Genomic DNA, 24,396 nt, shown 5'->3' with positions numbered 1-24,396 from the left:
AGGGCTTGCCATCCTTAAAGGTACAACAAAAATAAAGCCGCAGGCAGTGGTCTGGGTATGGGGTTGAACCCCATGATCCCTTCCCTGCCGTGCGGCTTTTTGTTTTGGGCTGATCTATATAGATTGATAACAGCGATCGGAAGGTTGTTCTGTCATCGAAGTGGCAAGTGTGAATATTCTTTAGTCCAACTATATAGTAATCTAGCTACCCGCTATATTTTAAATCGACTAATCAATCCGTTTAACTCACTGGACAATACCCGCAGAGATTCGGCGGATGCACTCATCTCATCCATGGATTGCAGTTGGCTACCGGTAGCGTGCGATACCTTCTGGATACTTGAAGAGGATTCGCGTGAGATATGTTCCATATCCTCCACAGAAGCGGACACTTCTTCTGCACTGGCAGACAGCTGCTCGGATGCTGCGGATACTTCGTGCAGACGTTCATTCATCGTCTCAATCCCGGTATGAATGGATGTGAATGAACGGCCTGCCTCCTGAACAACAGCGAGACCGGATTGGACTGCTGATGTGCTGGCAGACATATGTTCTGACAACAGGGCAGTCTGGCGTGTCATCTCGGCGATCAGTTCGGTTACATGCTGGGACGATTGCTCTGATTCCCCCGCAAGCTTGCGAACCTCGGAGGCAACTACCGCAAACCCGCTGCCATACTCTCCTGCACGAGCCGCTTCAATACTTGCATTAAGTGCGAGCAGATTGGTCTGTGAAGCGATGCCTTTCATCAGATGTGCTACCGACTCAATTTTACCTGAGTACTGCTCCAGCTGAGAGGTGGAGGCCACCATCTGCACATTTGCTTGATGAATTTTGTCCATGCTGTCCATCGCGGTGTTGATGTTGGCTTGACCTTGCACCGCGTTATTGGTCGTTTCCTGCGAGACATCCGCGACCATAGAAGAAGAATTCGCAATGTGCTGCATGCTACGCGTAATCTCTTCCATGGCTACTGTAACTTCGCCAGCACGAGCCACCTGTTCGGCAGCTCCACTGGCCGTATGATTGGTATGTTCGGCAATACGCTGGCTAGCTTCGGCAGTTGCCTGCGAATGTCTGGATACACCTTCTGCAGCCTGTAGCAGAGAATCGGAGCTTTGACGAATGCCCGTCATGACATCACGAGTACCTGTAACCAGATGTTTGAACTCGGAAGCGAGCTGTCCCACCTCGTCCTTACGACTAAGTTCGACGTTGACGGTCAGGTCGCCTTTTCCTACCTGGGTAATTAACTTCTTCAACTTCACCAATGGTCGGGTCAAGTAATGGGCGAATCCATACACCAACAAGACACTCAGCAGAACAATAGCCAAGGCTGTCCAGATCATGGTCATACGGTTGCGGGACATCAGTTCATAGACTGCAGTAGAGTCCAGATCTGCACCGACCAATCCTAGTACTTTCCCGTCAGCCCCATGGATCGGCACATACGCAGTAATGGTGGCGCCATATTCGTCCTGTGTGAGTTCGCCCCGAATAGGCTCATTCTGTTCAAAAGCTTGCAGCATTCCTTCATAATGGGTCTCTTCTGCCGAACCGTAAGGGGAGAAGTCATCCTCTGCCACATCGGCAGCAGCCCCATCCACAACGTAGAAATATGTATTTGTTCCATTTTCTTCGCGTGTACCAAGGGTGTACAGATACTTGAGTCCATTGGCCTCACGTAGTTGACTAAGCTGCTCACGCAATGTGCCGTAATACGCTGTCTCGTCCTTTCCGGTACTGAGTGGTGCATACAGAGAGGTGTCAATTAATGCTACTGCCCGTTCAGCCACAGCCTGTGCCTGCATCCCCATGGATTGTTCGACCAGTTGAGCCGATGAACGGTACATGGTAATGCCAAGAACTGCACCCGCGGCCAGCATCAGACAGGAAAAAAATAAAAAGATCCTCATAAACAAACTGTTCATTGGTAAAAGTGTTCCCCCTTGATCTGTTGAATCAATCGTCTCTGTGTCTCTTTACTTGGTGATTGTCGTTCTTCTATGGTTCGTATGTATTGTATATCAAATATACAGTTTTCTACTTGAAATATCGGCATCTGGTCGATAAAGAATTAGCCCCCGAGTCAATTTGATCCGGGAGCTAGTTTCGTTTCAATCCTATATTGACCATGCCCATCATTGGAACATACTTCATTGTTACTCCGTAGAGGGGCTTCACATGACTGAGGGATTACGTCATTACATCGTTCCGCCGCCCTGGCGAACAGAGGCAGGAATCTTTTCAGGTCCCTGATTAATATATTTATTGATAAAAGTACCTACTTTGGCATCGTCGAATTGGTCGAGCTTCATCGTTTTGGTCCATGCGGTCACCACGACTTCACTGCCTTCGGGAATATCCTTGTTGGGTACAGCCAGAATACCTGCTCCGGCTTCGCGGAATTTAGCGAGGTATTTCAGATGTTCCTTCAAGTCATCGCTTGCGTTCTCACGATAATAGATGATGATATCCCCGTGCTCCAGATTGTGTACCAGGTAATTATAACCCGGGAAGTCGGTGTAAAATCCAAACTTGATATCATGCGGATTATGCGGCCCCGATGTTGGAATTGTCATCTCATACTGAATGGGGTCCTCCGTATGGGCAGGCCCATAATATTTATCGTCAGTCACGTCGATTGTCGCGTTGGACTCCAGATCGGCTACATTATATGTTTTACCTGCTCCTTGTATGAAGAACAGGCCAAACGTAATAATCGACACTGCCATCATTACATGTGCAGCCAGCCGAAGGGAGCGACTTTTTTTCTGGATGTCCGCCCGTTCTTTCTTTTTCATGTGGCCCAGAATTTTGCCCTGTGTGCGTGATGCCCAGATATAGGCGGCGATGGAGAACAGCAACACTATTACACCTACGATGAGCCACAGGTAGGATGTACCTGCCTCGTGCTCCATTTGCATATGATTCATATGAGTCATGTCCATAGAGAGTTCCTCTGCTTTCTTTGTAAAATGAGTGATTAATACACTACACATTGTAGTGTTGGTAGCAACGATGAAACCTCATTACGTAACGAGAGTTGCTGGGTTCGTGGTTGTTACGTAAATAAGAACATACCTGTTGCACTACACATTATAGTGTATGATACATGCTCGGCGCAACGCTGCTATAGAAAACCTAAAAAAGGCCTTCCCGGCATGAGCAAGGAAGGCCTTAATATAAATCCAAAGAGTCAGTAAGATTTATATTTATTGAAATAACCATTTACACGAAACGTAGAGGACAGAAAGAACCTGAAGAAGCGGAAGCTAAAAGCTTTCTGCAAGAAAGCTGCTTCGGAAGCATATGCTTCGCCTTTATCTCCAGACTTTCACCTTTGTAAAAGTGAATAAAAAAATCTGGAGATAACAGCGATCGGAAGGTTGTTCTGTCATCGAAGTAACGAGTGTAAACAGCTTTATTCCAACTGATATAGTTTACAGACGTCCAAACGGTGAAAGCATCATGCCAATCAGTCCAATGATAATCTCACCCAACAATCGATACAGAATAAAGAACACGACCACATTGGCGATCAGCACGCTGTACATGCTGTCGATGGCTGCTTTGGTACGATTCAGTGGATACTGGAACAGCACCGAGTTCAGAGCAACAAAGATAATGATATACGAGACAGCAAGCAATGAAATCGCGATGGAATACGAGATAATAATAAACAGATTCGCCAGAACAAGGGATACGACAGCAGGAACAAGCAATGTACCAAACTGGGCAACCAGTGTTTTGGGACGGAAGGTTATTTTTTCAATCTTCAGAATAGCGTACATCAGTGCAATAGAGGCAATCAGGATAATGACGGTGAACAACAGTGGTCTTAAAAATCCACCAATGAACAAGCCGTCCATGCCTATGCGACTAAAGGTAATTAAGAAGTATGTAGAAGATAGAACTGCAATTAGCGCCATCGTTAGCCATCCGTTTAGTGAATGCTGGTCACCAACGGTTTTCATCGTTTGATAAGGACGGGCTAATACACTGAGGAAATAGGATAGATACTGTTTGCTTACTTCTTTGGCTTGCTGAACTTTCTCATTCTGCACGATATTATTCCACTGATTGGAGCTATTGTCTCCTGCAGAAGCATGGTCATTGGTGCCTGTTGATTCTCTTGTCTGTTCCTTGTGAATAGATACGGATGGTGTGTTGTGTCGAACGGGTGCCTCGGAAGATGTGTTCTGCGTACTGGACCAGCGAGTATATTCGGGTTCTGAAGCAGCAGCAGATTCCGGGTTCTTTACAAGTGAGGGTGAAGAGGTAGTTTGCGTTAGATTAGTTCCGCACCTCTCGCAAAAATGGGCATCTCCATTTTCATGATTACATACTGGACATTGCATGGTATAAGCCTCCAATTTCTAGAAAATAAAAACATGTCAACATTGTGTCTCATTTTAACGGTTGTTGACGAAGTTTGTCTATGTTTCGCAGGAATTAATACCCTTATAGGGAAAGTTGAAACGAAGCCTCGAATCCTGTGTATGAAAACGGAGTGTAGAAGCAACAATAGTATAGGAATGACATGCAGGCATATTAATGTAAATTCACTGTGGTTTAAGACGAATTGTTTTTAGCTGTTAATGTCTCATCGTTCGCTTTTATGTGTTATTCTCATGTTAACTATATCTTTTGGGTTGCCTATGATCGTATATTTATGTATAATCAATCGTGTTAACACGTCGAATGTACGGTAGTAAGAGATGTGGGTGAGTTCATGGAACTACTGGACAGCAATGAGAGCAAGAAGAAGATGTGCCAGTATTATAACGAAATTTCGAAGGAACTGTTCGGATTTGGCACCACTCTCCTGAGAGTGACCATTGACCAGAATATTGTGACCTTCTACGCGAAGCACCGACGTTCACCGCGCTCTGACGCCCTGGAAGGGGAGGCCCCCGGCTTAAAGCTGGAAGTGGACTTCCGCATGTCTGTCTTATATAAGAAGAAATTCCGGGAGAAGCTCGAGCAACACATGGGTTTGCCAATTGAAGCTATATTGCGGGATTATGATGCGTCCACTCAGTGGGCAATCACAAATGTGATTCTGGAACAGGCCTAAGGATGGAGCGGCAGGATTAATTCTTGTTGAACCATACGGAGGTTATGGCCCGGATTCATGATCAGGTTCCGTACAATTTCATATGATGGCGTCTGTCTTCGGATTGATTCTGAAGCAGAAACCGATGATGTACCGGCAGCGGGTGTCGCTTTCCTTTGTTTACGAAGAAAAGTGTTCTTGTTTATACAAGAGCACTTTTCTTTTTGTTTTTTCATACATATCACATATATCAGGGGGAATCAGGATCATGATGAAAAAGTGGATTAGCGGTTTGGCAGCAGTGGCAATGACATCAGTATTACTTGCAGGTTGTGGCAGCAGCACGGATGATGCAACAGGCGGATCAGGCAGTGGGGGAACAGCAGCTAACAAATTGGTTATCTCCACTTGGGGCTTCTCCGAAGATTTCTTTAATGAAGAAGTATTTGGTCCATTCGAAAAAGAACATAATGTAGACATCGTGCTCGAAGTCGGCAATAACGCTGAACGTCTGAATAAAATTCGTCAAGGTACATCAAATGTCGATGTTATCTACCTGTCTGATTATTATGCACAACAAGGTATCGATGAAGGTTTGTTTGAGAAAATCGATCGTTCCAAAATTCCAAATGTAAATGACATTTATGATATTGCCAAAGCACCACTTGGTGAAGATTATGGCCCAGCCTACACGGTAGGACAGCTCGGTATCGCTTATAACCCGGATCTCGTATCCAAAGAAGTGACTTCATGGAGTGACCTGTGGGACCCGGCGTTCGAAGGTAACCTGACCATCCCGAATATTACGGCAACAGCAGGCCCAATGGTTGTGGATGCGGCTTCCCGTGTAGCCGGAAACGATACGTTTAATGAAGATGCGGCATTTGCTGAACTGAAAAAACTGAGCGGCAATGTGGTGAAATTCTATAGCCAAACGTCCGAGTTCGTGAACATGTTCTCCCAAGAAGAAATTGCTGGCGGACCGATCATGGAAATGTACTTCAAAGATCTGAAAGCAGCTATTCCTAATGCGAAATTTGTTACACCTAGCGAAGGTGCATATGCCGTGATGAACACGATCAATGTCGTGAAGGGTAGCAAAAACAAAGAGCTTGCTGAAGAGTTCATCAACTGGCAGCTGAGCCAGGATGTACAAGCGAAATCTGCTAAAGCGAAAGTCGATTCCCCGGTTAACACAAAGGTTGAACTGACTGCTGAAGAAGCAGAAGGCGTAACATATGGCGCTGAAGTTGTTGAGAAGCTGAACAAGCTGGATATGGAATTCGTGAATCAACAGGTTAAAGGCTGGACAGATCGCTGGAACCGTGAGATTGCGCAATAAACAACCGAATTTCTTAAAAGTTATCTTTGGTCAACATGTTTAACTTAATCATTTGCAGCAAGCAACCATATCACCGCATAGGAGTTGAGAACGGATGAGTGAAGCGCAAAATCGCATCATTCTGGACGTGGACACGGGGATTGACGATGCACTGGCAATTTTGCTGGCGGTCAAAAGCCGAAAGCTGGACATTCTCGGTATCACCACAGTCTGTGGGAACGTATCACTCCAGCAGGCAACAGAGAATACATGCAAAATCCTTGAACTTGCGGGTGCACCTGAAATTCCGGTGATTGCTGGAGCGGCAGGACCCCTTACTCGCAAGTCGCATTATGAACACCGGGTACATGGACAGGACGGATTGGGCGGTGCGCTACCTGATCCGGCCTTGTCTAAGAAAGCCGAGGAAGGTTTTGCGCCAGACTTTATCGTGGAGCAAGCCAAGTTGTATCCGGGCGAACTGACATTAATCATGACCGCACCCTTAACCAATCTGGCACTCGCGCTGATGAAGTGTCCTGAATTGCCTTCTTTATTGAAGGAAGTCATCTTCATGGGTGGTGTTGTTCGCGGACATGGCAATATTACACCAACCGCCGAGTACAACACATACGCTGATCCAGAGGCTGCACGCATTGTACTGCATGCAGGCATCGAGAAGCTTACCCAAGTCGGATTGGATGTAACGCGTCAAACGCTGCTAAATGAAGCAACAATTGAGCGTCTCACTGATCCTGCACTGCGCGCGTACGTGGCTCAGAGCACGGAGATTTACATCAACCGTTACGAACAAATGAACGGCGTCCGCGCTTGCGCGTTGCATGACCCGCTGGCCGTTGGCGTAGCCCTTGCCCCTGAACTGGTTGGACGTAAATCGTATTATGTCGATGTCGAAACCGCCAGCCGCCTGTGCGATGGCCAAATGGTATGTGACTTCCAAAACCGTTTGGGCGAGCAGCCCAACACCCTCGTCTGCGAAACCGTGGACGCAGAAGCGTTCCTTGAACTGTTTATCAACGCGTTAAACGCGTAGTTATGATCTTCACGGCAATGGAGTTAAATTTCAAAATCAATCCTTACGTATTTCGCTGCTAGTGTAGGGGACGAAATCGATTCTGAAGAAGCGAAGCGTTCGCCTTTATCCTTGGATTTTTCCTTCTATATAAGAAAAGATCAAGAAAATCCAAGGATAACAGCGATCGTAAGAACGATTCGTAACCGGAACGGCTGGTGCGATGAACATGGAGTTTATTTTGAAATGTGCGCCAGTGAAACGTGTGAATAAAACCATTTTAAGAGTCAGGAGTATCGCGATGAAGAAATCAGTAATCTACTGGCTATTGCTGCCGGGATTCGTGTTTTTGGCGGCATTTATGATCATTCCGATTGTCCTGACGATCGGGTCGACGTTTTTTCAAGAAAACTCCTTCACGTTTGAAGGGTACATGCATTTTTTCAGAGACCCATACTTTTTGAAAATATTGCTTACGACGCTGCAAGTCAGCGTGGTCACCACGATTGTCTGTGTGGTGCTCGGATTCCCGACAGCTTATTATATTTCGCAGAAAGCGCCGCGCCGCAAAGGCATTTTGCTGGCACTGGCGATCTTCCCACTGCTGACAAGCCCGGTCGTGCGCTCGTTTAGCTGGATGATCATTCTTGGACGCAAAGGGCTGATCAATAACACCCTTGTTGGTCTAGGTATCGTGGACAAGCCGCTGGACATTCTGTACACGCCGGCAGCGATGATGATCGGTCTGACGCATCTGTTCCTGCCACTGATGATTATCTCTCTTGTCGGTGTACTTGAGAACATAGACGGTGACCTGCTCAAAGCAGCGCAAAGTCTGGGGGCATCGCGTATTACGGCATTCCGCCGGGTCGTGTTCCCACTGGCTGTGCCAGGACTTGTGATCGGAGCCGTGCTTGTCTTTGTCGGAAGCCTGACGGCGTATACAACACCTGCCCTCCTAGGAGGTAAGCAACGCGTGATTGCTACGTTCCTGTATCAGAACGCCATGACCCTCAACGACTGGTATCTGGCCTCGGTTGTTGCCGCGATTATGATTGTGATTACATTTGTCGTGGTCGGTGTCATGAACAAAATGGCCAAAACTTTAAATCCGAAGGGGTAGACATATGCGGGAGAAACATATCGGGCTGGGCCTGTTCAGTCTGCTGGTCTTTATCTTTCTGCTGGGCCCGCTTCTGATCATATCGGTCACTTCGTTTGAACCGGGAACGGTACTCAAATTTCCGCCGGAAGGATTCTCCTTCCGCTGGTATGAGAATATTTTCAACACAGGCGGTTTCCTCCGCACATTCCAGACGTCCATCATCATTTCCCTGCTGGGGAACCTGTTGGCACTGGTACTCGGAGTTCCGGCTGCGTATGCACTCAGTCGTTACGATTTCAAAGGCAAGTCTGTGCTGAACGCACTGTTCCTGTCCCCGGTGCTAATCCCGGGAATCGTGCTTGGTTTTACATTGATGAAATACCTGATCGTAATCTACCATCTGCCGATGTACCTTGGACTGTTGATCGGTCATACGATTATCATGCTTCCATTTATCATTCGAGTTATCGCATCGAGTCTGTCGAGCTTTGACTTTGCAGTGGAAGAAGCTGCGCTGAGTCTTGGTGCGGGACGGGTAAGAACGTTCTTCACGATCGTGCTTCCTAACATCCGCTCAGGAATTATCGCTGCCGTGCTGATTGCCTTCTTGGAGTCCTTCAACAACGTGGACATCTCGGTGTTCATGACCGGACCAGGGGTAAGCACATTACCGATCCAGATGCTGACGTATGTGGAGAATTATTTTGACCCAACGATTGCAGCAATTTCCGTGCTGTTGATGGTACTGACTGGACTCTTAATGTTCGTGATCGAACGGATCATGGGCGGATTTTCATACTTTACTAAACGTTAATTGGAGGCGCAGAACGCTATGGCATTGCTGACATTAGACCACGTATCCGTGGCATACGATAAGCAGACAATCCTGAAGGATTTTCAGTTGGAGCTGGAAAAAGGTAAACTACTCTCCCTGCTCGGACCGAGCGGTTGCGGCAAAACAACTACGCTGCGCCTCATCGCCGGATTTCTGGAAGCATCACAGGGCAAGTTTATGTTCGGCGGCAAGGATTATACGAAGGTTCCGGCGAACAAGCGGAACTTCGGATTTGTATTTCAGAGTTATGCGTTATTCCCGCATCTGTCTGTCTATGACAACGTGGCTTTTGGCCTGCGGATGCGTAAGGTAAAAGACAAGGATATCTCTTCTCGTGTGATGCGAATCCTGGAAGTGGTTAACCTGAATGGATTTGAGAAACGTTTTCCACAAGAACTGTCCGGTGGACAGCGTCAGCGTGTAGCTATTGCTCGTGCATTGGTGATTGAGCCTGACCTGCTCTTGTTCGACGAACCACTTAGTAACCTGGATGCCAACCTGCGCCTCAACATGCGGGTGGAAATTCGCCGGATTCAGCAAGAGCTGGGCATTACAACGCTGTATGTCTCTCATGACCAGGAAGAGTGCTTCTCGATCTCGGATCAGGTAGCGATTATGAACAAAGGTGTGGTTGAGCAGCTCGACCGCCCGGAAACGATTTTCAAATATCCGGCAACGGAGTTTGTCGCACGGTTCATCGGGTTCCATAATTTCATTGAATTCGCTGAGCGTAGTGATGCAGGTGAATTAATCACACTGAGCGCAGGTGGACGCACATTTACAGCAACCGCACATCCTGGAACAGCACGTCCCGGTGCTCGTAAAGGCGCGATTCGCCCGGATGATCTGATCGTTAGTGGAGATACCTCTGCGGATGTGGTGAACGCCTTGCCGGGTATTATCAAAGTCAGCACGTATTTGGGACGCAGCTATCAGTATGTAATTGAGACGGAACTGGGTGATTTTACAGCAAATCAGGAGATGGAAACACCGTACCTTAGTGGGCAGCGTGTTAGCCTGATCTTCCCACAGGACAAGCTTGTACTGGTGGAATAGCCGTGAATGTAGGGAGTAGCTTTAAGAAATAAGAGCAGCAAAGAAGGCATTTCATACGATGATTCCGGACGAGGCAGTGGTACGCAATCATTGCATTGCATCAGATTAAAGTACAGGTTCATTGTCCAGTCCGGATCGTGGTGAAATGTTTGTGAAGGAGATTATGCCCCATGCGTGCAGATCAACTAATTGTGAATGTACATGTGTATAACAGTTATTATAAACGGTTTGAAATGAACAACGTCGCTGTGTTGGACGGCAGATTCCTGTATGTTGGACCCGGTGGGCCTGAGATGATTCAGGCAGACGAAGTCATCGATGCGCGGGGAAGATACATGATTCCTGGCTTGATTGATATCCATCTGCATATCGAAAGCACGATGGTGACACCGGAAACCTTTTCTCATGGTCTGATTGGCTGCGGGGTAACGTCCATTGTCGCAGAACCGCATGAGATGGCGAATGTATTCGGGCTAGAGGGTGTGCAGGAGATGATGGCTGTGAGTCGGGAGACCACCGTGGATATGTTCTATGCGATCCCGAGTTCCGTTCCGGCAACCCCGATGGAGACAACAGGTGGTTCGATCGAGATTGAAGATATGGACGTGTTGCTCGCCACTGGCGAGATCATCTGTCTGGGCGAGATCATGAATTATGTCGATGTCATCCGTGATCCGGAATGCAAGACAAACCAGATTTTACAGCATATTCGCAAAAACTATCCGGATCTTGTGATCGAAGGACATACACCGAAACTGCTTGGACTCGATCTGCATCGACTGATCTACGCAGGTATTGATTCCGACCATACCCATCAGAGCATTGAGGGATTACAGGCGCGGATTGCCGCAGGTATGTTTATTGAAATTCAGGAGAAATCAATGACCCCGGAAGTTATGGAGTACCTGATTCAACATGATGTGGCGCAGCATTTCTGCTTTGTAACGGATGATGTGATGCCGGATTCACTGGTGGAGCATGGTCATCTGGATCACATCGTACGCAAAGCGATTCAAATGGGGATGCGTCCTGAAGATGCAATCTATGCCGCAACATCTACCCCTGCTTCGCGGATGAAAATGACCGATCGTGGCAGCGTGGCCCCAGGCAAGGTGGCCGATTATGTGTTGCTATCCAACCTGGAGGAGCTTTCGATTGATCAGGTGTACAAAAACGGCCGCAAAGCTTATGACAATTCCGAACCGTATAAGCAAGAACGAGTAACCGGGCAATTCCCACCTCACTTCTATAAGAGTGTGCAGTTGGAGGAGCTTGGCGTAGCAGATTTTGCAATTCAGTTGTCAGACCCAAAAGTCAGTGGAGTAGGTGTTGATCTCGCTGATGAAGGTGAGTACCAATGCCGTGTCATGATGGTGAAGGATGGTTCTACTTTTGTGGAAGAACATATTGCACCGATTCAGTCTGCGGATGGCGAATTGTTATGGGAAGAAAGCGGATATGCGCAGATTGCTACCTTTGAACGTTATGGCGTGAACGGCAATCGTGCACACGGTCTGATCGGTGGAGACACCATCAAACGCGGTGCTATTGCAACGACATATTCACATGACAATCACAACCTGCTGGTTGTAGGACGTAATCGTGAAGATATGATATTGGCAGCTAACACGGTAATTTCGAGCCAAGGTGGTTTCTGTGTGGTGGAAGATGGTAAGGTGCTGTCCCATCTGGAACTTCCCGTAGGTGGCATTTTGACGGAAGAACCACTGGCAGTGGTGTCCCATCAAGTGAAGGAACTGAGAGCAGCGATGTTGTCTCTTGGATATGTGCATTACAACCCGATCATGTCGATCAGTACTCACTCTCTTGCGGTAAGTCCAGCGCTGAAGATCACGGACCATGGCCTGATTGATGTGAATGCAGGTAAGGTTGTATCGTTAGTAATCTAACTAGAATACACACATACTGTGTTGTACCTCTAATTAGATTGTGTGATAGTGGAGTAAATGTAGTATAAAAAGTCTTATACCCCGTTTCGCCATGGTAAGTGGTGTGACGGGGTATTCTTGTTCAAGTAAAAGATTTAAATTATGTTTCTGTATGCTTAATCTTGCATGATAAACCTGAGCTAGATTAGGATCTTCCCTTGTAATGACCACTCCACATATTTGGACACTGACGGTGCAACCCACTTTCGGCTATCATTCTCATGATTCCACACAAATACGTCGTCTCTGCAGATTCCTTCTCCGGTCACTGGAAACGCAAATAAATCACCAATACCACTTTCGCCGAAGAAAATAAGGTTATCAAATGGCATATAATATTCTTGGAAGTGGTCGTCACGATAGTGTTTGTTTTCATTTTTGATTCGATCCACTGACCAGATTAGTCCTAAATCATAAATGGCTCTTACCCCATTGGTTTCCAACAATATTTCCTTTAGTTCATGAGGCAGAGTGACCTGAAATGAGCTCTCAACCTTTGCGATTTCATCTCCAGATGCAGGAGAACTGAATGCATACTCTTCTGAAATTCCCTTGAAATAATCTTTCCACATGAAGGAGTCCTCCCGGCATTATGTAATTTAATTATATGATTCGTATGAAATATCGTCTTATTGTTCAATGAAAAGAAGGCAGCCCTTCAAGACTGGCTCTACCGTTTATACCAAATAACAATAGGAAGAGTTATGTAGGACTACCTTTTCTAACTCTTGCTTACCAGGTAAGCCAACCACTCGTACGTTTATAATTGTGCAGGAGATCGTATTCCTCACGGTACATCAGGCGTTTCATTCTGGTTTTATATAGACGATAATCCTGTTTACGAGCAGGTTTACATTCTTTGTTGTAATGCGTGCTCTTGATTCCTTTACGGTGATCTTTCAGCTTTGCTTTTCTTGGATCAATGAACTTCTTGTTGTGTTTTTGTACAAAAGCTGTTTCATTTTCCCAAGATTGAATCTCTTCGTGTGTAAACATCTTCATCCCCGTTGTGCCGGGTTAGATTTTGGCTTCGAGAGCCATGGCCTTAGCACAACTAATAGAAGAAGACTTTTGGATTAAACATAAGCATCACCTCTGATGTTATTCTTCCTAATTTTAACATAATTAGAACGTGTCTTCCCGATGTCTTAATCTGATTGGAACCATAATCCTCACTTTGAAGATACACAGCCAGAAATCCTATTTTGGACGGGACAATTGAATACATATATAGTAAGAAGAGAATGTTTGGACTCAAAGCAGGAGGATAGACAACGATTATGAAAGAAATAAATAATGCTAAAACCATATTTTTTGACGTGGATGATACCTTATATGATCACTTGCAACCACTTCGTGGCGCGTTGCAGGACGTTCTCGGCCTGCCGGATGAGTTCCCTTATGCTGAGGCCTATCACCGTTTTCGTTATTATAGTGACTGGCTGTCTGCACAAGAAGATCTGTCCGCTGTACCGGAGCCGGATGCAGTGGAGCGAATGCGCCGTCGGAGGTTTGAGCTGACGATGGAGGAGTTTGGACTTCCCATACAATCGGGACAGGCAGAAGAACTACAAGCACAGTATCTGAGTAGACAGTTCGAGATTATGCCTTTTGAAGGAGCGTATGAGTTAATCAGAAGGCTTCAGGCAGAAGGACATACCGTTGGTCTAATCACCAATGGAGAAGGAGAGCACCAGCGGCGCAAGCTTGAAGCACTGGATGTGCTCAGTCTCGTGGACGAGCATCTGGTCTTCATCTCCGGAACGACTGGTTATGCGAAGCCGGATCGCAGGTTGTTCGAATATGTGAGTAAGCAGTCCGGGACAGATGCCCGTTCCAGCTATTACATTGGAGACTCGTGGCGTAATGATGTGGTAGGTGCAGTCGATGCGGGGTGGAAAATTATCTGGTTCAATCATCGGGAGGCATTGCCGGAGTCCGCTCATCAGCCCCATTTTGTAGCACGGAGTTATGAAGAAATCAGTCGTATTCTGACTTTTGAATATGTTCGAGTTTAAGGAGATTTATGTTTAAAGGAGCAGTCCTGTTACCGTTTTTAGGTGCAGGTCTGCTTTTTTTAATTGTACTTTCTATAAAGGCACCAATAATGAGGCGTCTAACTCCTCGCTTTCAATTACAATTGCCATGAGTCCAGCTTCTGTTTTGGTTTCGTGCCATTCATGTTTATCCCAGAGTACGGCTTCGCCACAATGCACTTTGATGTATTCATTTGCTTCACCTCTTACCCAGCCCTCTCCACTTACGATCAAAAGGAGTTGAGGAACCACTGTTTGGTGATAACCTACTACTCCACCCTCAGCCAAGTGCATGCATCCGATATGAGCTGCTTTGTTAGTCTGCGTAATACGTGACATTACAAAATTAGAATCGAATTTAGTAATCTTTTTCCCTGACTCTTGTTTAAATTGAAATATCCTCATGTTTACCTCCGCAATAGTGACTAAGTTAACTTCCTATAATGGTAACTATCTTTATGATGGGTATCATCCTATTTCACTGATTTATGGATAATCCGATCAGATGAGTCTATCATAACTCCAATAGGTTGGGGAGAGTTTGCTTAAAATCATCTTTTTTACTTAGCCTATGCCAATGTTTCTATGAAGCAGTGCTTCATGAAATCTTCATTTGAAAGAGTAGTTCGGAGCCTTCCCAAACAGGATATGCGGTGTTATAATTAAAACAAGATTTAGATTAAGTCTAAATTAAAAGAAGCGAATCAAAGCAATCCATTATAAATTTCAAATTCTATTTTTATATTCGAGAGGGGATAAATTCCATGAGCACAATCCAAACTAGAAACAACACTTTTGCCAATAGTGCCACAGCACTTCAAGAGGTTCTGAACCGTCAGATCGCAGGTTGGTCCGTACTATACACGAAACTGCATAACTTTCACTGGTATGTCCAAGGGCCTCATTTCTTCACACTACATGCCAAATTCGAAGAACTATATAACTTGGCTACGGCAAATATGGACGAAGTTGCAGAACGTTTGCTTGCTATTGGTGGTCGTCCGGTAGCTACGATGGGTGAACAGTTGCGGCTGTCTCCAATTGAAGAGGCACAAGGCCAGTTGTCTGCTGAGCGTATGGTAGAGTCGGTGGTTGCTGATCTGCGTACGATGGTGGAAGTGATTCATCAAGGCATTCACGAAGCGGGAGAAGCAGAGGATAACGCAACGGAAGATATGCTGATTGGATTCACCGCTGTCCTGGATAAAGAGGTCTGGATGTTAAACGCATTTCTGGGCAAATAAGCAAAGTCACCCTACATCCTGACAACGATATGTAGAGTCCGTGAACAAAGTGTCCGTTCGCTTACAAATCCGGTGCGCTTGCCGTATAATGATGGCATTCAAGATGTACAGAATGGTGGAATGAACAATGCGGTCAGACCTGGAACAATTGCAGGAAGAAGCTGAACGGTTTATATATACATGTTATGAAGAGCTGGGCCATTCGCGTAAAGACGCAGAGGCCCGGCTTGTTACCGTTATTGGAGAGATCGAAGTAACCGGTACTTATGTGCATACCACAGAGGAATTGGAGCAGGGTTGCAAAATGGCATGGCGGAACAGCAATCGCTGCATCGGGCGTCTGTTTTGGGATAAATTGCGGATCGTGGACGCCCGTCAGGCTGATACGGCAGGAACGGCAGCGGAAGCTGTGTTGAATCATATTCATGTGGCATCCAACGGTGGCAAAGTAATCCCGATGATTACCATCCTTCCACCGGATGGGCCGAATGGAGCTCCGGTACGACTCTGGAATCATCAGCTCATTCGTTATGCGGGATATGAGACAGAGCAAGGCATTATTGGAGATCCTGCTTCGGTGGAACTGACCAAGGCGGCGATGTCACTTGGCTGGCAGGGGGCAGGTAGCTCCTATGATGTGTTACCGCTTATTATTCAGGCGCAAGGACAAGCCCCAGAGTGGTACGTTGTGCCTGAAGAAGAGATTGTGGAAGTTCTTATCGAACACCCGGAGCGGGAAGAGATTGCGGAGCTTGGCATGCGCTGGTATGGTGTGCCGATGATTGCTGATATGCGACTGGAGATTGGCGGCATATCTTATCCGGCAGCGCCGTTTAATGGTTGGTATATGGGTACCGAGATCGGCGCCCGTAATCTGGCGGACACGTTCCGGTATAACAAGCTGCCTGCGGTGGCGGCAGCAACTGGATTGAATACGTCGAGTGAAACGACATTGTGGAAGGATCGTGCGTTAGTTGAGCTGAATGTGGCTGTGCTGCATTCGTTCAAAAAAGCAGGCGTGAGCATTGTGGATCACCACACGGCGGCAGCGCAATTTGCTATGTTTGAACAGCGGGAAGAGAAGGCTGGGCGTGAGCTGACCGGGGATTGGGTGTGGCTGATTCCGCCGGTATCTCCGGCGACAACGCATATTTTCCACAGCTCCTATCGTAATGAGATTGTGAAGCCGAACTTTTTCCATCAGGATCAGGCGTATACCCTGAAAGATGGCGTGGCATCTGCCGCAGAGCCGCGAAGCAGTGAGCAGCAGAATGCACAGGTAGAGCATCCCCAGCCGCAGGCCGGAGATGCACCAATGAAATGCCCGTTTGCACATTAAATTGTGCAGACGGGTTATTTTTTGTGATCCTTTTTTATCAAACGAAGGGCTTTAAAATAGGAAAGAAATGAAAAGATTCTTTCTCTATATGGAAATATATAACATGCCTATAATGAAGCCATGACTTTGACTTCACATAGGGGAGGGAACAATCCATGGGTTATATTGAAACGTTGCGAGGAATGGTTGGCAATGCTCCTGTTATTTTGGTGAGACCGAGTATATTGATCTTGAACAAGACAGGTGAGATTCTATTAGTTCGACATCTGGATGATACGTGGGGAGTACCGGGTGGATTTATGGAGCTCGGCGAATCGGTGGAAGAGTCTGCAATGCGAGAGGTCAGAGAAGAGATTGGGATAGAGATCAAGAAACTTCATCTGTATGGCGTCTTCTCAGGAAAAGAGTTATACACGAAATTAAGAAATGGGCATGAATACTACAATGTGGTCATTGGTTATATTTGCACGGAGTATGAGGGAGAACTGAAGCCAGATGGGGTAGAAGTTCTTGAAGCAAGGTTTTATAAACCAACAGAATTACCTGACACGACCGACCCTTACTTAAAAAGCAAAATCCAAGAAAATGCAGAGCATATAGCAACATTATCAGGAAAAGCATAATCGAGAGGGTTGCCACCGAAATGGTTTCTCTCACGAGTTGTAGAGCTAACGAACCGAGCGCGCCTTATAGGACGAATTATTGTGGAATGATAAATCTAACGACCTTCAGAGGCGTTATTCCGATATCAACCTGCCTGAAACCGATGCAGGAGCAACAGATCAAGGAAATAGCGTCTCTGTGATTCGTTAAAATACAGCCCTGTGAAAATTGAAGCAAATAACACTTGTGCAGTTCGTTAGAGTAAATTATACCAATGAAGGGATGTCCTCCGTCGTGTTTATGACTTGTGGGGCATCCCCCTTTTGCATTTACACCCGTTTTGTCTTGTACCGACTCCGCATCGCAGCCTGAACTACAATGGCAGCAGCAATCAGCACCAAATTGAACACAAACACGGAGTACAGCGAGCCAACCTCCATAAGTAGCGCTGCAATCAGTGGAGACACGATGGAGCCGATCTCGGCCGCAGAGACAATTTTGCCTATGACAGAGCTTCGACTCTCGTCTGGGATATGATCGCCAATATGAGCAAAGAACGAATCCATGTAACATGCACCACCAACCCCGCCAATGAGCATGCCAACGTAGACCCATAGATGGGAGGACGTGCTTAGAAATACAGCAACTTCGATTCCAATTAGGAACATGCCGAGCATACAGAGTAACAGACGATCGCCCATTCGGTCAGAAAGATAACCAACAAAGGGAGCAGCGGCAAGCGTAGAAATCCCGGAGACGGTGAAGGCGAGACTGGTTGCAAACGGGTCCCAATGCATGATGTGAGCTGCATACAGTGCAAAATAGGTGAGGAATACCGCATACGCGCTCATCTCCAGAAAATGTACTGTGCCGTAGCCGAGAAGCTGTTGACGCTGGGTAAGCTCTGTAGGTGGGCCAATCGTTGTTGATCCGGGAGCTTGATCGGATAGGGAGGTATACTCAACTTGAGTATACTTTGCATCAGACGGTGATGAAGATAAAGGAGCAGCAGTTATAGTAGTATGAGGAGGGGAGTCAATAATAGTGTCATCATCTGAAACATCATTCGTGTGGAGTAGTGAATGTGTTAAGTTGTCCAGAGGTTCTTGGTTCACAGTAGCCGAAGGTTCTTCTAGTTGATAATCACTTAACGTCCCCCCAGATTCATGTGTAGCTCTAGCTTGTGCCGTCGTCTTCATCCCCATCGCAGCAACCACGGCCATCAGACAACAGACGGTAACGAGCAGAAAAGGCACCGACAATGGCCAGTGCAGCGCAAGCCAGCCACTAATGACTGGGCCAAGCACCATACCGCCGCCCTCACTGCTGCTGATATATCCATTGTACAGGCCGCGGTTGTCTACACTGCCCCCATCCCCAATGATGGAACGCACGACCACGGTAAGGCCCGTGGAAGCGAGCCCCTGTAGAAGTCGGAGCAGGCCGAATAACACCGCAGCAGTAGACACCGCGAAGCCGCCCATGCAGACAGCCAGCAGGATTAGCATCAGGATGAGCGCCTTTTTCCCTCCAAGCCTTCTATAAATTGCCGCAGCAGGAACGCCACCAATTACTTTCCCCACATAAAAAAGCGCAAAAATAACCCCCATCATCCAGCCGGACAGGCCGAATTCCTCAATAAACAAAGGAAACAGGGGCAGGATCATGAATCCGCCCATCTGACTTAAGAAACAAATGGTCATCAGCAAAGGCAGGTTACGACGAATATCCAAGAGCCAAGACTCCTCTCACACATAAAATGGAATCCTAAAAGTCCTTCATTTACTCCATATGGGTACGTATTATCGACATTACCCGTAATGTATGCAGGATTTTTGAAAATAAGAAGAAATGACACGCGGCGTTTACATCAAAACCATTGCGGATATACCTGAATCATATATAATAGATGGGTTATCTATAAGGATGCATGAACGAAAAGTGTACAGACTTAAGAGGTACCTCAAGTATAAGGGGGCGATGTGAAGCATGTCAGAACAACAACCGATTATCCGCTTCGAAGCGGTGACTCAGCAATACGATCAGGATGAAGCCGTATTGAAGGCGGTCAGCTTTGAGATTGAGCGGGGTAAATTTTATACGCTTCTCGGCCCATCGGGCTGCGGGAAAACAACGATATTGCGGCTGATTGCCGGCTTTGCGGAGCCGACACAGGGCAGTATTTATTTTAATGGTGCGCTCATCAACCGGGTGCCTGCCCACCAGCGGCAGGTGAATACCGTATTTCAGGATTATGCGTTATTTCCACATTTGAATGTATTTGAGAACGTAGCTTTTGGTTTGCGGATCAAAAAGATGAAAACGGCTGAAATTCGCAGCAAAGTGTTGGAAGCCCTCAAATTTGTCAATCTGTCCGGTTATGAAAACCGTGAAATCGGCGAAATGTCCGGTGGTCAACGACAACGTGTTGCGATTGCACGTGCCATTGTGAACGAACCTGAAATTCTGCTGCTGGACGAGCCCTTGTCAGCACTCGATCTGAAGCTGCGGACCGAAATGCAGTATGAACTGCGGGAGCTGCAACAGCGGTTGGGCATCACGTTTATCTTTGTTACGCATGATCAGGAAGAGGCCTTGGCGATGTCCGACGAGATCTTTGTCCTGAATGGCGGCGTGATCCAACAGAGCGGTACACCGAATGATATCTATGATGAGCCGATTAACCGCTTTGTGGCAGACTTTATCGGGGAATCGAACATTGTATCGGGCAAAATGAAGCAGGACTTTGTGGTGGAATTCGCTGGCGCACAGCACGAGTGTGTCGATCAGGGTCTCCAGCGGGACGAGCCGGTTGAGATTGTCATTCGCCCAGAGGATCTGGAGATTACAACCGAAGGCCAAGGCAAGCTGAAGGTTAATGTGGACTCCCAGTTATTCCGCGGAGTGCATTACGAGATATCCACCTACGACGATGCGGGCAATGAGTGGCTTGTTCATTCAACGAAGAAAGCCGTTGTAGGCGCACGGATTGGACTGTATTTTGACCCGGAAGCTGTACACGTCATGCGCTTTAACGAGACCGAAGAAGAGTTCGACAAACGACTCGAAGCCTACCAAGAGGCCGCTCATGCAGACTAAGGCCAGCACACGCAATGCGTATCTGATTCCATATGTATTATGGATGGTGTTGTTTGTTGTGGCGCCGGTTCTGCTGGTCATCTATTATTCATTCTTTGATGTGGAGGGTAACTTCACGTTTGGCAACTACGCCCGGTTCTTCACACCGGTGTACTTGCAGATGACTCTAAGTTCGTTCTGGTATGCATTTCTGATTACGGCGTTCTCATTGCTGATCTCCTACCCAACGGCGTATATGCTGACCCGGACGAAGCACAAGCAGCTGTGGTTGCTGCTGATCATTCTTCCAAGCTGGATCAATCTCTTGTTAAAAGCGTACGCCTTCATCGGCCTGTTTGGAACGTACGGTCTGACCAACTCCCTGCTTGAAGTCGTGGGTATTGGTACACAGCAGATTTTGTTCACCGATTTCAGCTTTATCTTTGTCTCGGTGTACATCTTCATTCCATTCATGATTTTGCCGATCTTCAATGCGCTGGAAGAGATGAATCCATCGTTGATCTACGCGGCGCGGGATCTGGGGGCCTCATCGTGGCTGACCTTCCGCCGGGTTATCTTTCCACTGACGATTAGCGGGGTGAAATCAGGCTGTCAGGCTGTGTTTATTCCTGCGCTGTCCCTGTTCATGATTACCCGCCTCATTGCGGGGAACCGTGTAATTACGCTGGGAACAGCGATTGAACAGCATTTTCTCGTCACCCAGGACTGGGGGATGGGTTCAACGATTGCCGTCTTTTTGATTATTGCGATGGCGATTATTATGTTCCTGACTGGATCAGGCAAGAAGGAGGTGCGTAATGGGAAGAAACGGAAAGCTGTCTAACGTCTATCTAGCCGTTGTATTCGCCATATTGTACGCACCGATTGCGTATCTGATCTTCTATTCCTTCAATAGTGGCGGCCATATGCGCAGCTTCGAAGGATTCACGCTCGAATGGTACAGAGAGGTGTTCGCCGATACACGGCTGCTCATCATTGTTCTGAATACATTTATCATTGCGCTCCTGTCATCGGCGATCTCGACAATCCTTGGTGTAGCAGGAGCACTGGCGATCTACCACGTGCGTCGCAAACGGACCAAGAACACACTGCTGTCACTCAATAACGTGTTGATCGTTAGTCCGGATGTCATCATTGGTGCGTCATTCCTGATTCTGTTCACCATGATTGGCATCAAACTGGGTTTCACTTCGGTTCTGCTGTCTCATATTGCGTTCAGTGTGCCAATTGTCGTTATTATGGTACTGCCAAAGCTGCAGGAAATGAGCCCAACACTGATGGATGCGGCGCGCGATCTGGGCGCTGGTTCATGGCAGATTCTGACGCGTGTGGTGCTGCCATACGTGAAACCGGGTATTTTTGCCGGATTCTTCATGGCGTTGACGTACTCGCTCGATGATTTTGCAGTAACATTCTTTGTCACGGGTAATGGATACTCCACACTCTCAGTAGAGATATACTCCAGAGCAAGGCAGGGCGTTTCGTTGTCCATCAATGCCCTGTCCACCCTATTGTTCCTGCTCACGGTGCTGCTGGTGGTCGGATATTACTTCATTAACCGCCGTGCAACACGGATACCTCCCGGAGGAAAGGGGCTGCGACCATGAAGCAACTGGTACGGACATTTGCGCTTGTTTTTGTGGCCGCGTTTGCCCTGATGATCCTGGCTTCGTATCTGAACAAGAGTCAGGGGTATTCTGGCGGCAACACGCTGACCATCTATAACTGGGGCGATTATATCGACCCCGATCTGCTCAAGGAATTTGAGGACGAGACCGGCATTAAGGTCATCTATCAGACGTTTGATTCCAATGAAGCGATGCTGACCAAGATTGAGCAGGGGGGGACCACGTTTGATGTTGCAATTCCTTCTGAATATGCGATTAGCAAAATGAAAGAGGAAGACCTGCTCGTTCCACTCGATCATAGCAAATTAACCCATCTGGACAACATTGATCCGCGGTTCATGGACTTGTCCTTTGATGAAGGCAACAAGTACTCCATCCCTTATTTCTGGGGAACGGTAGGGGTTGTGTACAATCCTGAGCTGGTGGATGGATTGACGTTTGATAGCTGGAATGACCTGTGGGACCCGCGTTTGAAAAATCAAATCCTGCTCCTTGACGGTGCACGCGAAGTCATTGGGATGGGATTGAACAGTCTTGGGTATTCTCTGAATGATACCAACGAAGACCACCTGCAAGAAGCGCTGAAGAAGCTGTCTACATTGACACCTAACGTGAGAGCGATTGTCGGTGACGAGATCAAGATGCTGCTTGCGAACGAGGAAGCTGCGGTTGGACTTGTATGGTCCGGGGATGCATCCGAGATTATGGATGAGAACGACAAGTTGGATTACATGGTGCCTGAAGAAGGCTCGAACCTCTGGTTCGACAACATGGTTATTCCGAAGACGGCGAGTAATATTGAAGGGGCACACCAGTTCATCAACTTCATGCTGGACCCAGACCATGCCGCTCGCAATGCGGAGTATGTAGGATATTCCACACCAAACGCTGAGGCCCTTAAGCTGCTGCCAGAGGACATCTCGGAGGATGAACGCTTCTATCCAGACGAGACACTGACAGGCAAGCTGGAGGTCTACGATAATCTGGGCAAAAAAATGCTCTCGCATTATAACGACCTGTTCCTGGAGTTTAAAATGCACAGTAAATAACCTTCAATAACGTGTGCACAGTTCGTTAGATTCTGAAAAAAAAGACAAAAAGGGTTGCTGCTCGTCATTTCATTTGAATGACGAACAGCAACCCTTTTCTATTACCTACATCAGAGCAAAAGCTCAGGTCATATTATTTTCGTACACACGTTAACGGAGGGGACAGAAAAAACTGAAGAAGCGAAGCGCTCGCCTTTATCCCCGGATTTTCCCATTCCAGAGGGGATTCAAAAAAATCCGGGGATAACAGCGATCAGAAGTTGTTCTGTCACCGCAGTGACTCAGTTAATCGCACCCTGTTCATCTTATATAATTGCCACTACATGCGCTTTTTGCGACCCACCATGATCCATGCCCCGCCCATAATCAACACAATCGCCACAAACGGTTGGATAAAGCTCAAACTGCTCAGCATCGTGCCAATCGACATCACAGCGAAGAATAGCAACGATATAACTGTTAGAATGTTGATGGGGATCAGCAACCATTTGTTCCGACCACCAAACCAGTACAATTCGAACAAACCAACAGCTACAGCCAGAATGAAGCCCGGCCACATCGTACCCCAGTTGTTAAACAGCATAGCGATCTGACAGACGATACCAACCGTGAGCAACAACCCACCGGGAACCAGCAGTCCAACCCCTCTGCCAATCATGGAGAAGTAGAGCCAGTGGAAGAACAGTCCTAGTGGAATCACGAACAACGTGGGCCAGAAAGTCGCAAAGATCGTACCCGGACCGAGTGAACCTCCCTGGTTCAGAATCAGGTACACGCCCAGCAAAATGAGAACAGGCGCAAGGATCGTACGTTTAGCCATAATATCTCTCCTTCTTAATACAAGATCAATTTCCGAACGGTTGTATGTAGAGCAATACTTTCGTTACTCACAGCATACCATGAACTGGAAAAGTCTATCCTCCGTCTTTGGAGTTAAAGTGAACCTAGACCAAAGTCTAGGTAAGCATTTGGGCAACTACCTCTTTGTAGATGAGTGTGTAGTTGAACATACTAAAAACCCACTCTGTTGAGAGTGGGTT

At 47.0% G+C, this 24,396-nt stretch carries 23 protein-coding genes; 15 read left to right on the top strand and 8 right to left on the bottom strand.

The window, feature by feature from the left end; translation table 11 throughout:
• Positions 1 to 212: 212 nt before the first annotated feature.
• From MKY44_RS26970 to MKY44_RS26960, 3 genes are all read right to left on the bottom strand, one after another.
• The gene (locus MKY44_RS26970; RefSeq protein ID WP_341009374.1) at positions 213 to 1,931 is read right to left on the bottom strand and encodes a methyl-accepting chemotaxis protein; all 1,719 of its coding nucleotides are present in this window, start codon (positions 1,929 to 1,931) and stop codon (positions 213 to 215) included.
• Between the two features lie 273 nt (positions 1,932 to 2,204).
• Complete coding sequence (locus MKY44_RS26965) at positions 2,205 to 2,951, bottom strand: DUF3105 domain-containing protein (protein ID WP_341009371.1); 747 nt, start codon at positions 2,949 to 2,951, stop codon at positions 2,205 to 2,207.
• 492 nt (positions 2,952 to 3,443) lie between these two features.
• The gene (locus tag MKY44_RS26960) at positions 3,444 to 4,361 is read right to left on the bottom strand and encodes a hypothetical protein (RefSeq protein ID WP_341009370.1); all 918 of its coding nucleotides are present in this window, start codon (positions 4,359 to 4,361) and stop codon (positions 3,444 to 3,446) included.
• Between the two features lie 374 nt (positions 4,362 to 4,735).
• Here MKY44_RS26960 and MKY44_RS26955 point away from each other — a divergent pair, with 374 nt between their 5' ends.
• From MKY44_RS26955 to MKY44_RS26925, 7 genes are all read left to right on the top strand, one after another.
• The gene (locus MKY44_RS26955; RefSeq protein WP_017691786.1) at positions 4,736 to 5,080 is read left to right on the top strand and encodes a Na-translocating system protein MpsC family protein; all 345 of its coding nucleotides are present in this window, start codon (positions 4,736 to 4,738) and stop codon (positions 5,078 to 5,080) included.
• 250 nt (positions 5,081 to 5,330) lie between these two features.
• Positions 5,331 to 6,401 carry an ABC transporter substrate-binding protein gene (locus MKY44_RS26950; protein WP_341009955.1) on the top strand — a complete coding sequence of 357 codons (1,071 nt, stop codon included), beginning with the start codon at positions 5,331 to 5,333 and terminating at the stop codon, positions 6,399 to 6,401.
• Positions 6,402 to 6,495: 94 nt separating this feature from the next.
• On the top strand, positions 6,496 to 7,434 hold the full coding sequence (locus MKY44_RS26945; protein ID WP_341009368.1) for a nucleoside hydrolase: 939 nt from the start codon (positions 6,496 to 6,498) through the stop codon (positions 7,432 to 7,434).
• A 280-nt stretch (positions 7,435 to 7,714) separates the two neighbouring features.
• Positions 7,715 to 8,536, top strand: coding sequence for an ABC transporter permease (locus tag MKY44_RS26940; RefSeq protein ID WP_036612869.1), 822 nt, complete (start codon positions 7,715 to 7,717; stop codon positions 8,534 to 8,536).
• A gap of 4 nt (positions 8,537 to 8,540) precedes the next feature.
• Positions 8,541 to 9,332 (top strand): ABC transporter permease, encoded by a 792-nt coding sequence (locus MKY44_RS26935; protein ID WP_017691790.1) that lies wholly within the window; start codon positions 8,541 to 8,543, stop codon positions 9,330 to 9,332.
• Between the two features lie 18 nt (positions 9,333 to 9,350).
• Positions 9,351 to 10,409, top strand: coding sequence for an ABC transporter ATP-binding protein (locus MKY44_RS26930; RefSeq protein ID WP_036612866.1), 1,059 nt, complete (start codon positions 9,351 to 9,353; stop codon positions 10,407 to 10,409).
• Between the two features lie 170 nt (positions 10,410 to 10,579).
• A complete protein-coding gene (locus tag MKY44_RS26925) occupies positions 10,580 to 12,319 on the top strand; it encodes an adenine deaminase C-terminal domain-containing protein (RefSeq protein WP_341009366.1) in 1,740 nt (579 codons plus the stop codon).
• A gap of 179 nt (positions 12,320 to 12,498) precedes the next feature.
• Here MKY44_RS26925 and MKY44_RS26920 read toward each other — a convergent pair whose 3' ends face one another.
• Together MKY44_RS26920 and MKY44_RS26915 are read right to left on the bottom strand one after the other, a co-directional pair.
• On the bottom strand, positions 12,499 to 12,930 hold the full coding sequence (locus MKY44_RS26920) for an SMI1/KNR4 family protein (RefSeq protein WP_341009365.1): 432 nt from the start codon (positions 12,928 to 12,930) through the stop codon (positions 12,499 to 12,501).
• Between the two features lie 160 nt (positions 12,931 to 13,090).
• The gene (locus MKY44_RS26915) at positions 13,091 to 13,354 is read right to left on the bottom strand and encodes a hypothetical protein (protein ID WP_341009363.1); all 264 of its coding nucleotides are present in this window, start codon (positions 13,352 to 13,354) and stop codon (positions 13,091 to 13,093) included.
• 284 nt (positions 13,355 to 13,638) lie between these two features.
• Between MKY44_RS26915 and MKY44_RS26910 the strand changes: the two genes are divergently transcribed.
• Positions 13,639 to 14,376 (top strand): HAD family hydrolase, encoded by a 738-nt coding sequence (locus MKY44_RS26910; RefSeq protein WP_341009362.1) that lies wholly within the window; start codon positions 13,639 to 13,641, stop codon positions 14,374 to 14,376.
• 72 nt (positions 14,377 to 14,448) lie between these two features.
• Here MKY44_RS26910 and MKY44_RS26905 read toward each other — a convergent pair whose 3' ends face one another.
• The gene (locus tag MKY44_RS26905) at positions 14,449 to 14,799 is read right to left on the bottom strand and encodes a cupin (protein ID WP_341009360.1); all 351 of its coding nucleotides are present in this window, start codon (positions 14,797 to 14,799) and stop codon (positions 14,449 to 14,451) included.
• A gap of 359 nt (positions 14,800 to 15,158) precedes the next feature.
• On the opposite strand from MKY44_RS26905, the gene MKY44_RS26900 reads away from it, so the two are divergent.
• The 3 genes from MKY44_RS26900 to MKY44_RS26890 all read left to right on the top strand — a co-directional run bounded on the left by MKY44_RS26900 (position 15,159) and on the right by MKY44_RS26890 (position 17,600).
• Positions 15,159 to 15,638: a Dps family protein gene (locus MKY44_RS26900; protein ID WP_341009359.1), complete on the top strand. Its 480-nt coding sequence runs from the start codon at positions 15,159 to 15,161 to the stop codon at positions 15,636 to 15,638.
• 127 nt (positions 15,639 to 15,765) lie between these two features.
• Entirely contained in the window at positions 15,766 to 16,977 is a 1,212-nt protein-coding gene (locus tag MKY44_RS26895) for a nitric oxide synthase oxygenase (protein WP_341009358.1), read from the top strand.
• A 155-nt stretch (positions 16,978 to 17,132) separates the two neighbouring features.
• Complete coding sequence (locus MKY44_RS26890; protein WP_341009357.1) at positions 17,133 to 17,600, top strand: NUDIX hydrolase; 468 nt, start codon at positions 17,133 to 17,135, stop codon at positions 17,598 to 17,600.
• A 309-nt stretch (positions 17,601 to 17,909) separates the two neighbouring features.
• Here the strand turns inward: MKY44_RS26890 and MKY44_RS26885 are convergent, their stop codons facing one another.
• A complete protein-coding gene (locus MKY44_RS26885; protein WP_341009356.1) occupies positions 17,910 to 19,313 on the bottom strand; it encodes an MFS transporter in 1,404 nt (467 codons plus the stop codon).
• Positions 19,314 to 19,569: 256 nt separating this feature from the next.
• Here MKY44_RS26885 and MKY44_RS26880 point away from each other — a divergent pair, with 256 nt between their 5' ends.
• The 4 genes from MKY44_RS26880 to MKY44_RS26865 are packed head-to-tail and all read left to right on the top strand — an operon-like array spanning position 19,570 to position 23,356.
• The gene (locus MKY44_RS26880; RefSeq protein WP_341009354.1) at positions 19,570 to 20,679 is read left to right on the top strand and encodes an ABC transporter ATP-binding protein; all 1,110 of its coding nucleotides are present in this window, start codon (positions 19,570 to 19,572) and stop codon (positions 20,677 to 20,679) included.
• Positions 20,669 to 21,502 carry an ABC transporter permease gene (locus tag MKY44_RS26875; protein WP_017691799.1) on the top strand — a complete coding sequence of 278 codons (834 nt, stop codon included), beginning with the start codon at positions 20,669 to 20,671 and terminating at the stop codon, positions 21,500 to 21,502. Before MKY44_RS26880 ends, MKY44_RS26875 begins: the two co-directional genes overlap by 11 nt.
• Positions 21,477 to 22,286 carry an ABC transporter permease gene (locus MKY44_RS26870; RefSeq protein WP_062836831.1) on the top strand — a complete coding sequence of 270 codons (810 nt, stop codon included), beginning with the start codon at positions 21,477 to 21,479 and terminating at the stop codon, positions 22,284 to 22,286. The genes MKY44_RS26875 and MKY44_RS26870 overlap by 26 nt, the downstream gene beginning before the upstream one ends.
• Positions 22,283 to 23,356 carry an ABC transporter substrate-binding protein gene (locus MKY44_RS26865; protein ID WP_074092622.1) on the top strand — a complete coding sequence of 358 codons (1,074 nt, stop codon included), beginning with the start codon at positions 22,283 to 22,285 and terminating at the stop codon, positions 23,354 to 23,356. The genes MKY44_RS26870 and MKY44_RS26865 overlap by 4 nt, the downstream gene beginning before the upstream one ends.
• A 319-nt stretch (positions 23,357 to 23,675) precedes the next feature.
• Here MKY44_RS26865 and MKY44_RS26860 read toward each other — a convergent pair whose 3' ends face one another.
• Complete coding sequence (locus tag MKY44_RS26860; protein ID WP_017691802.1) at positions 23,676 to 24,176, bottom strand: hypothetical protein; 501 nt, start codon at positions 24,174 to 24,176, stop codon at positions 23,676 to 23,678.
• Positions 24,177 to 24,396 lie beyond the last annotated feature (220 nt).

Source organism: Paenibacillus sp. FSL R7-0026 (assembly GCF_038004485.1).
Lineage (GTDB): Bacteria > Bacillota > Bacilli > Paenibacillales > Paenibacillaceae > Paenibacillus > Paenibacillus xylanexedens_A.
Note: the sequence above shows the minus strand (reverse complement) of the source record. Positions and strands in the feature narration are given on the sequence as shown.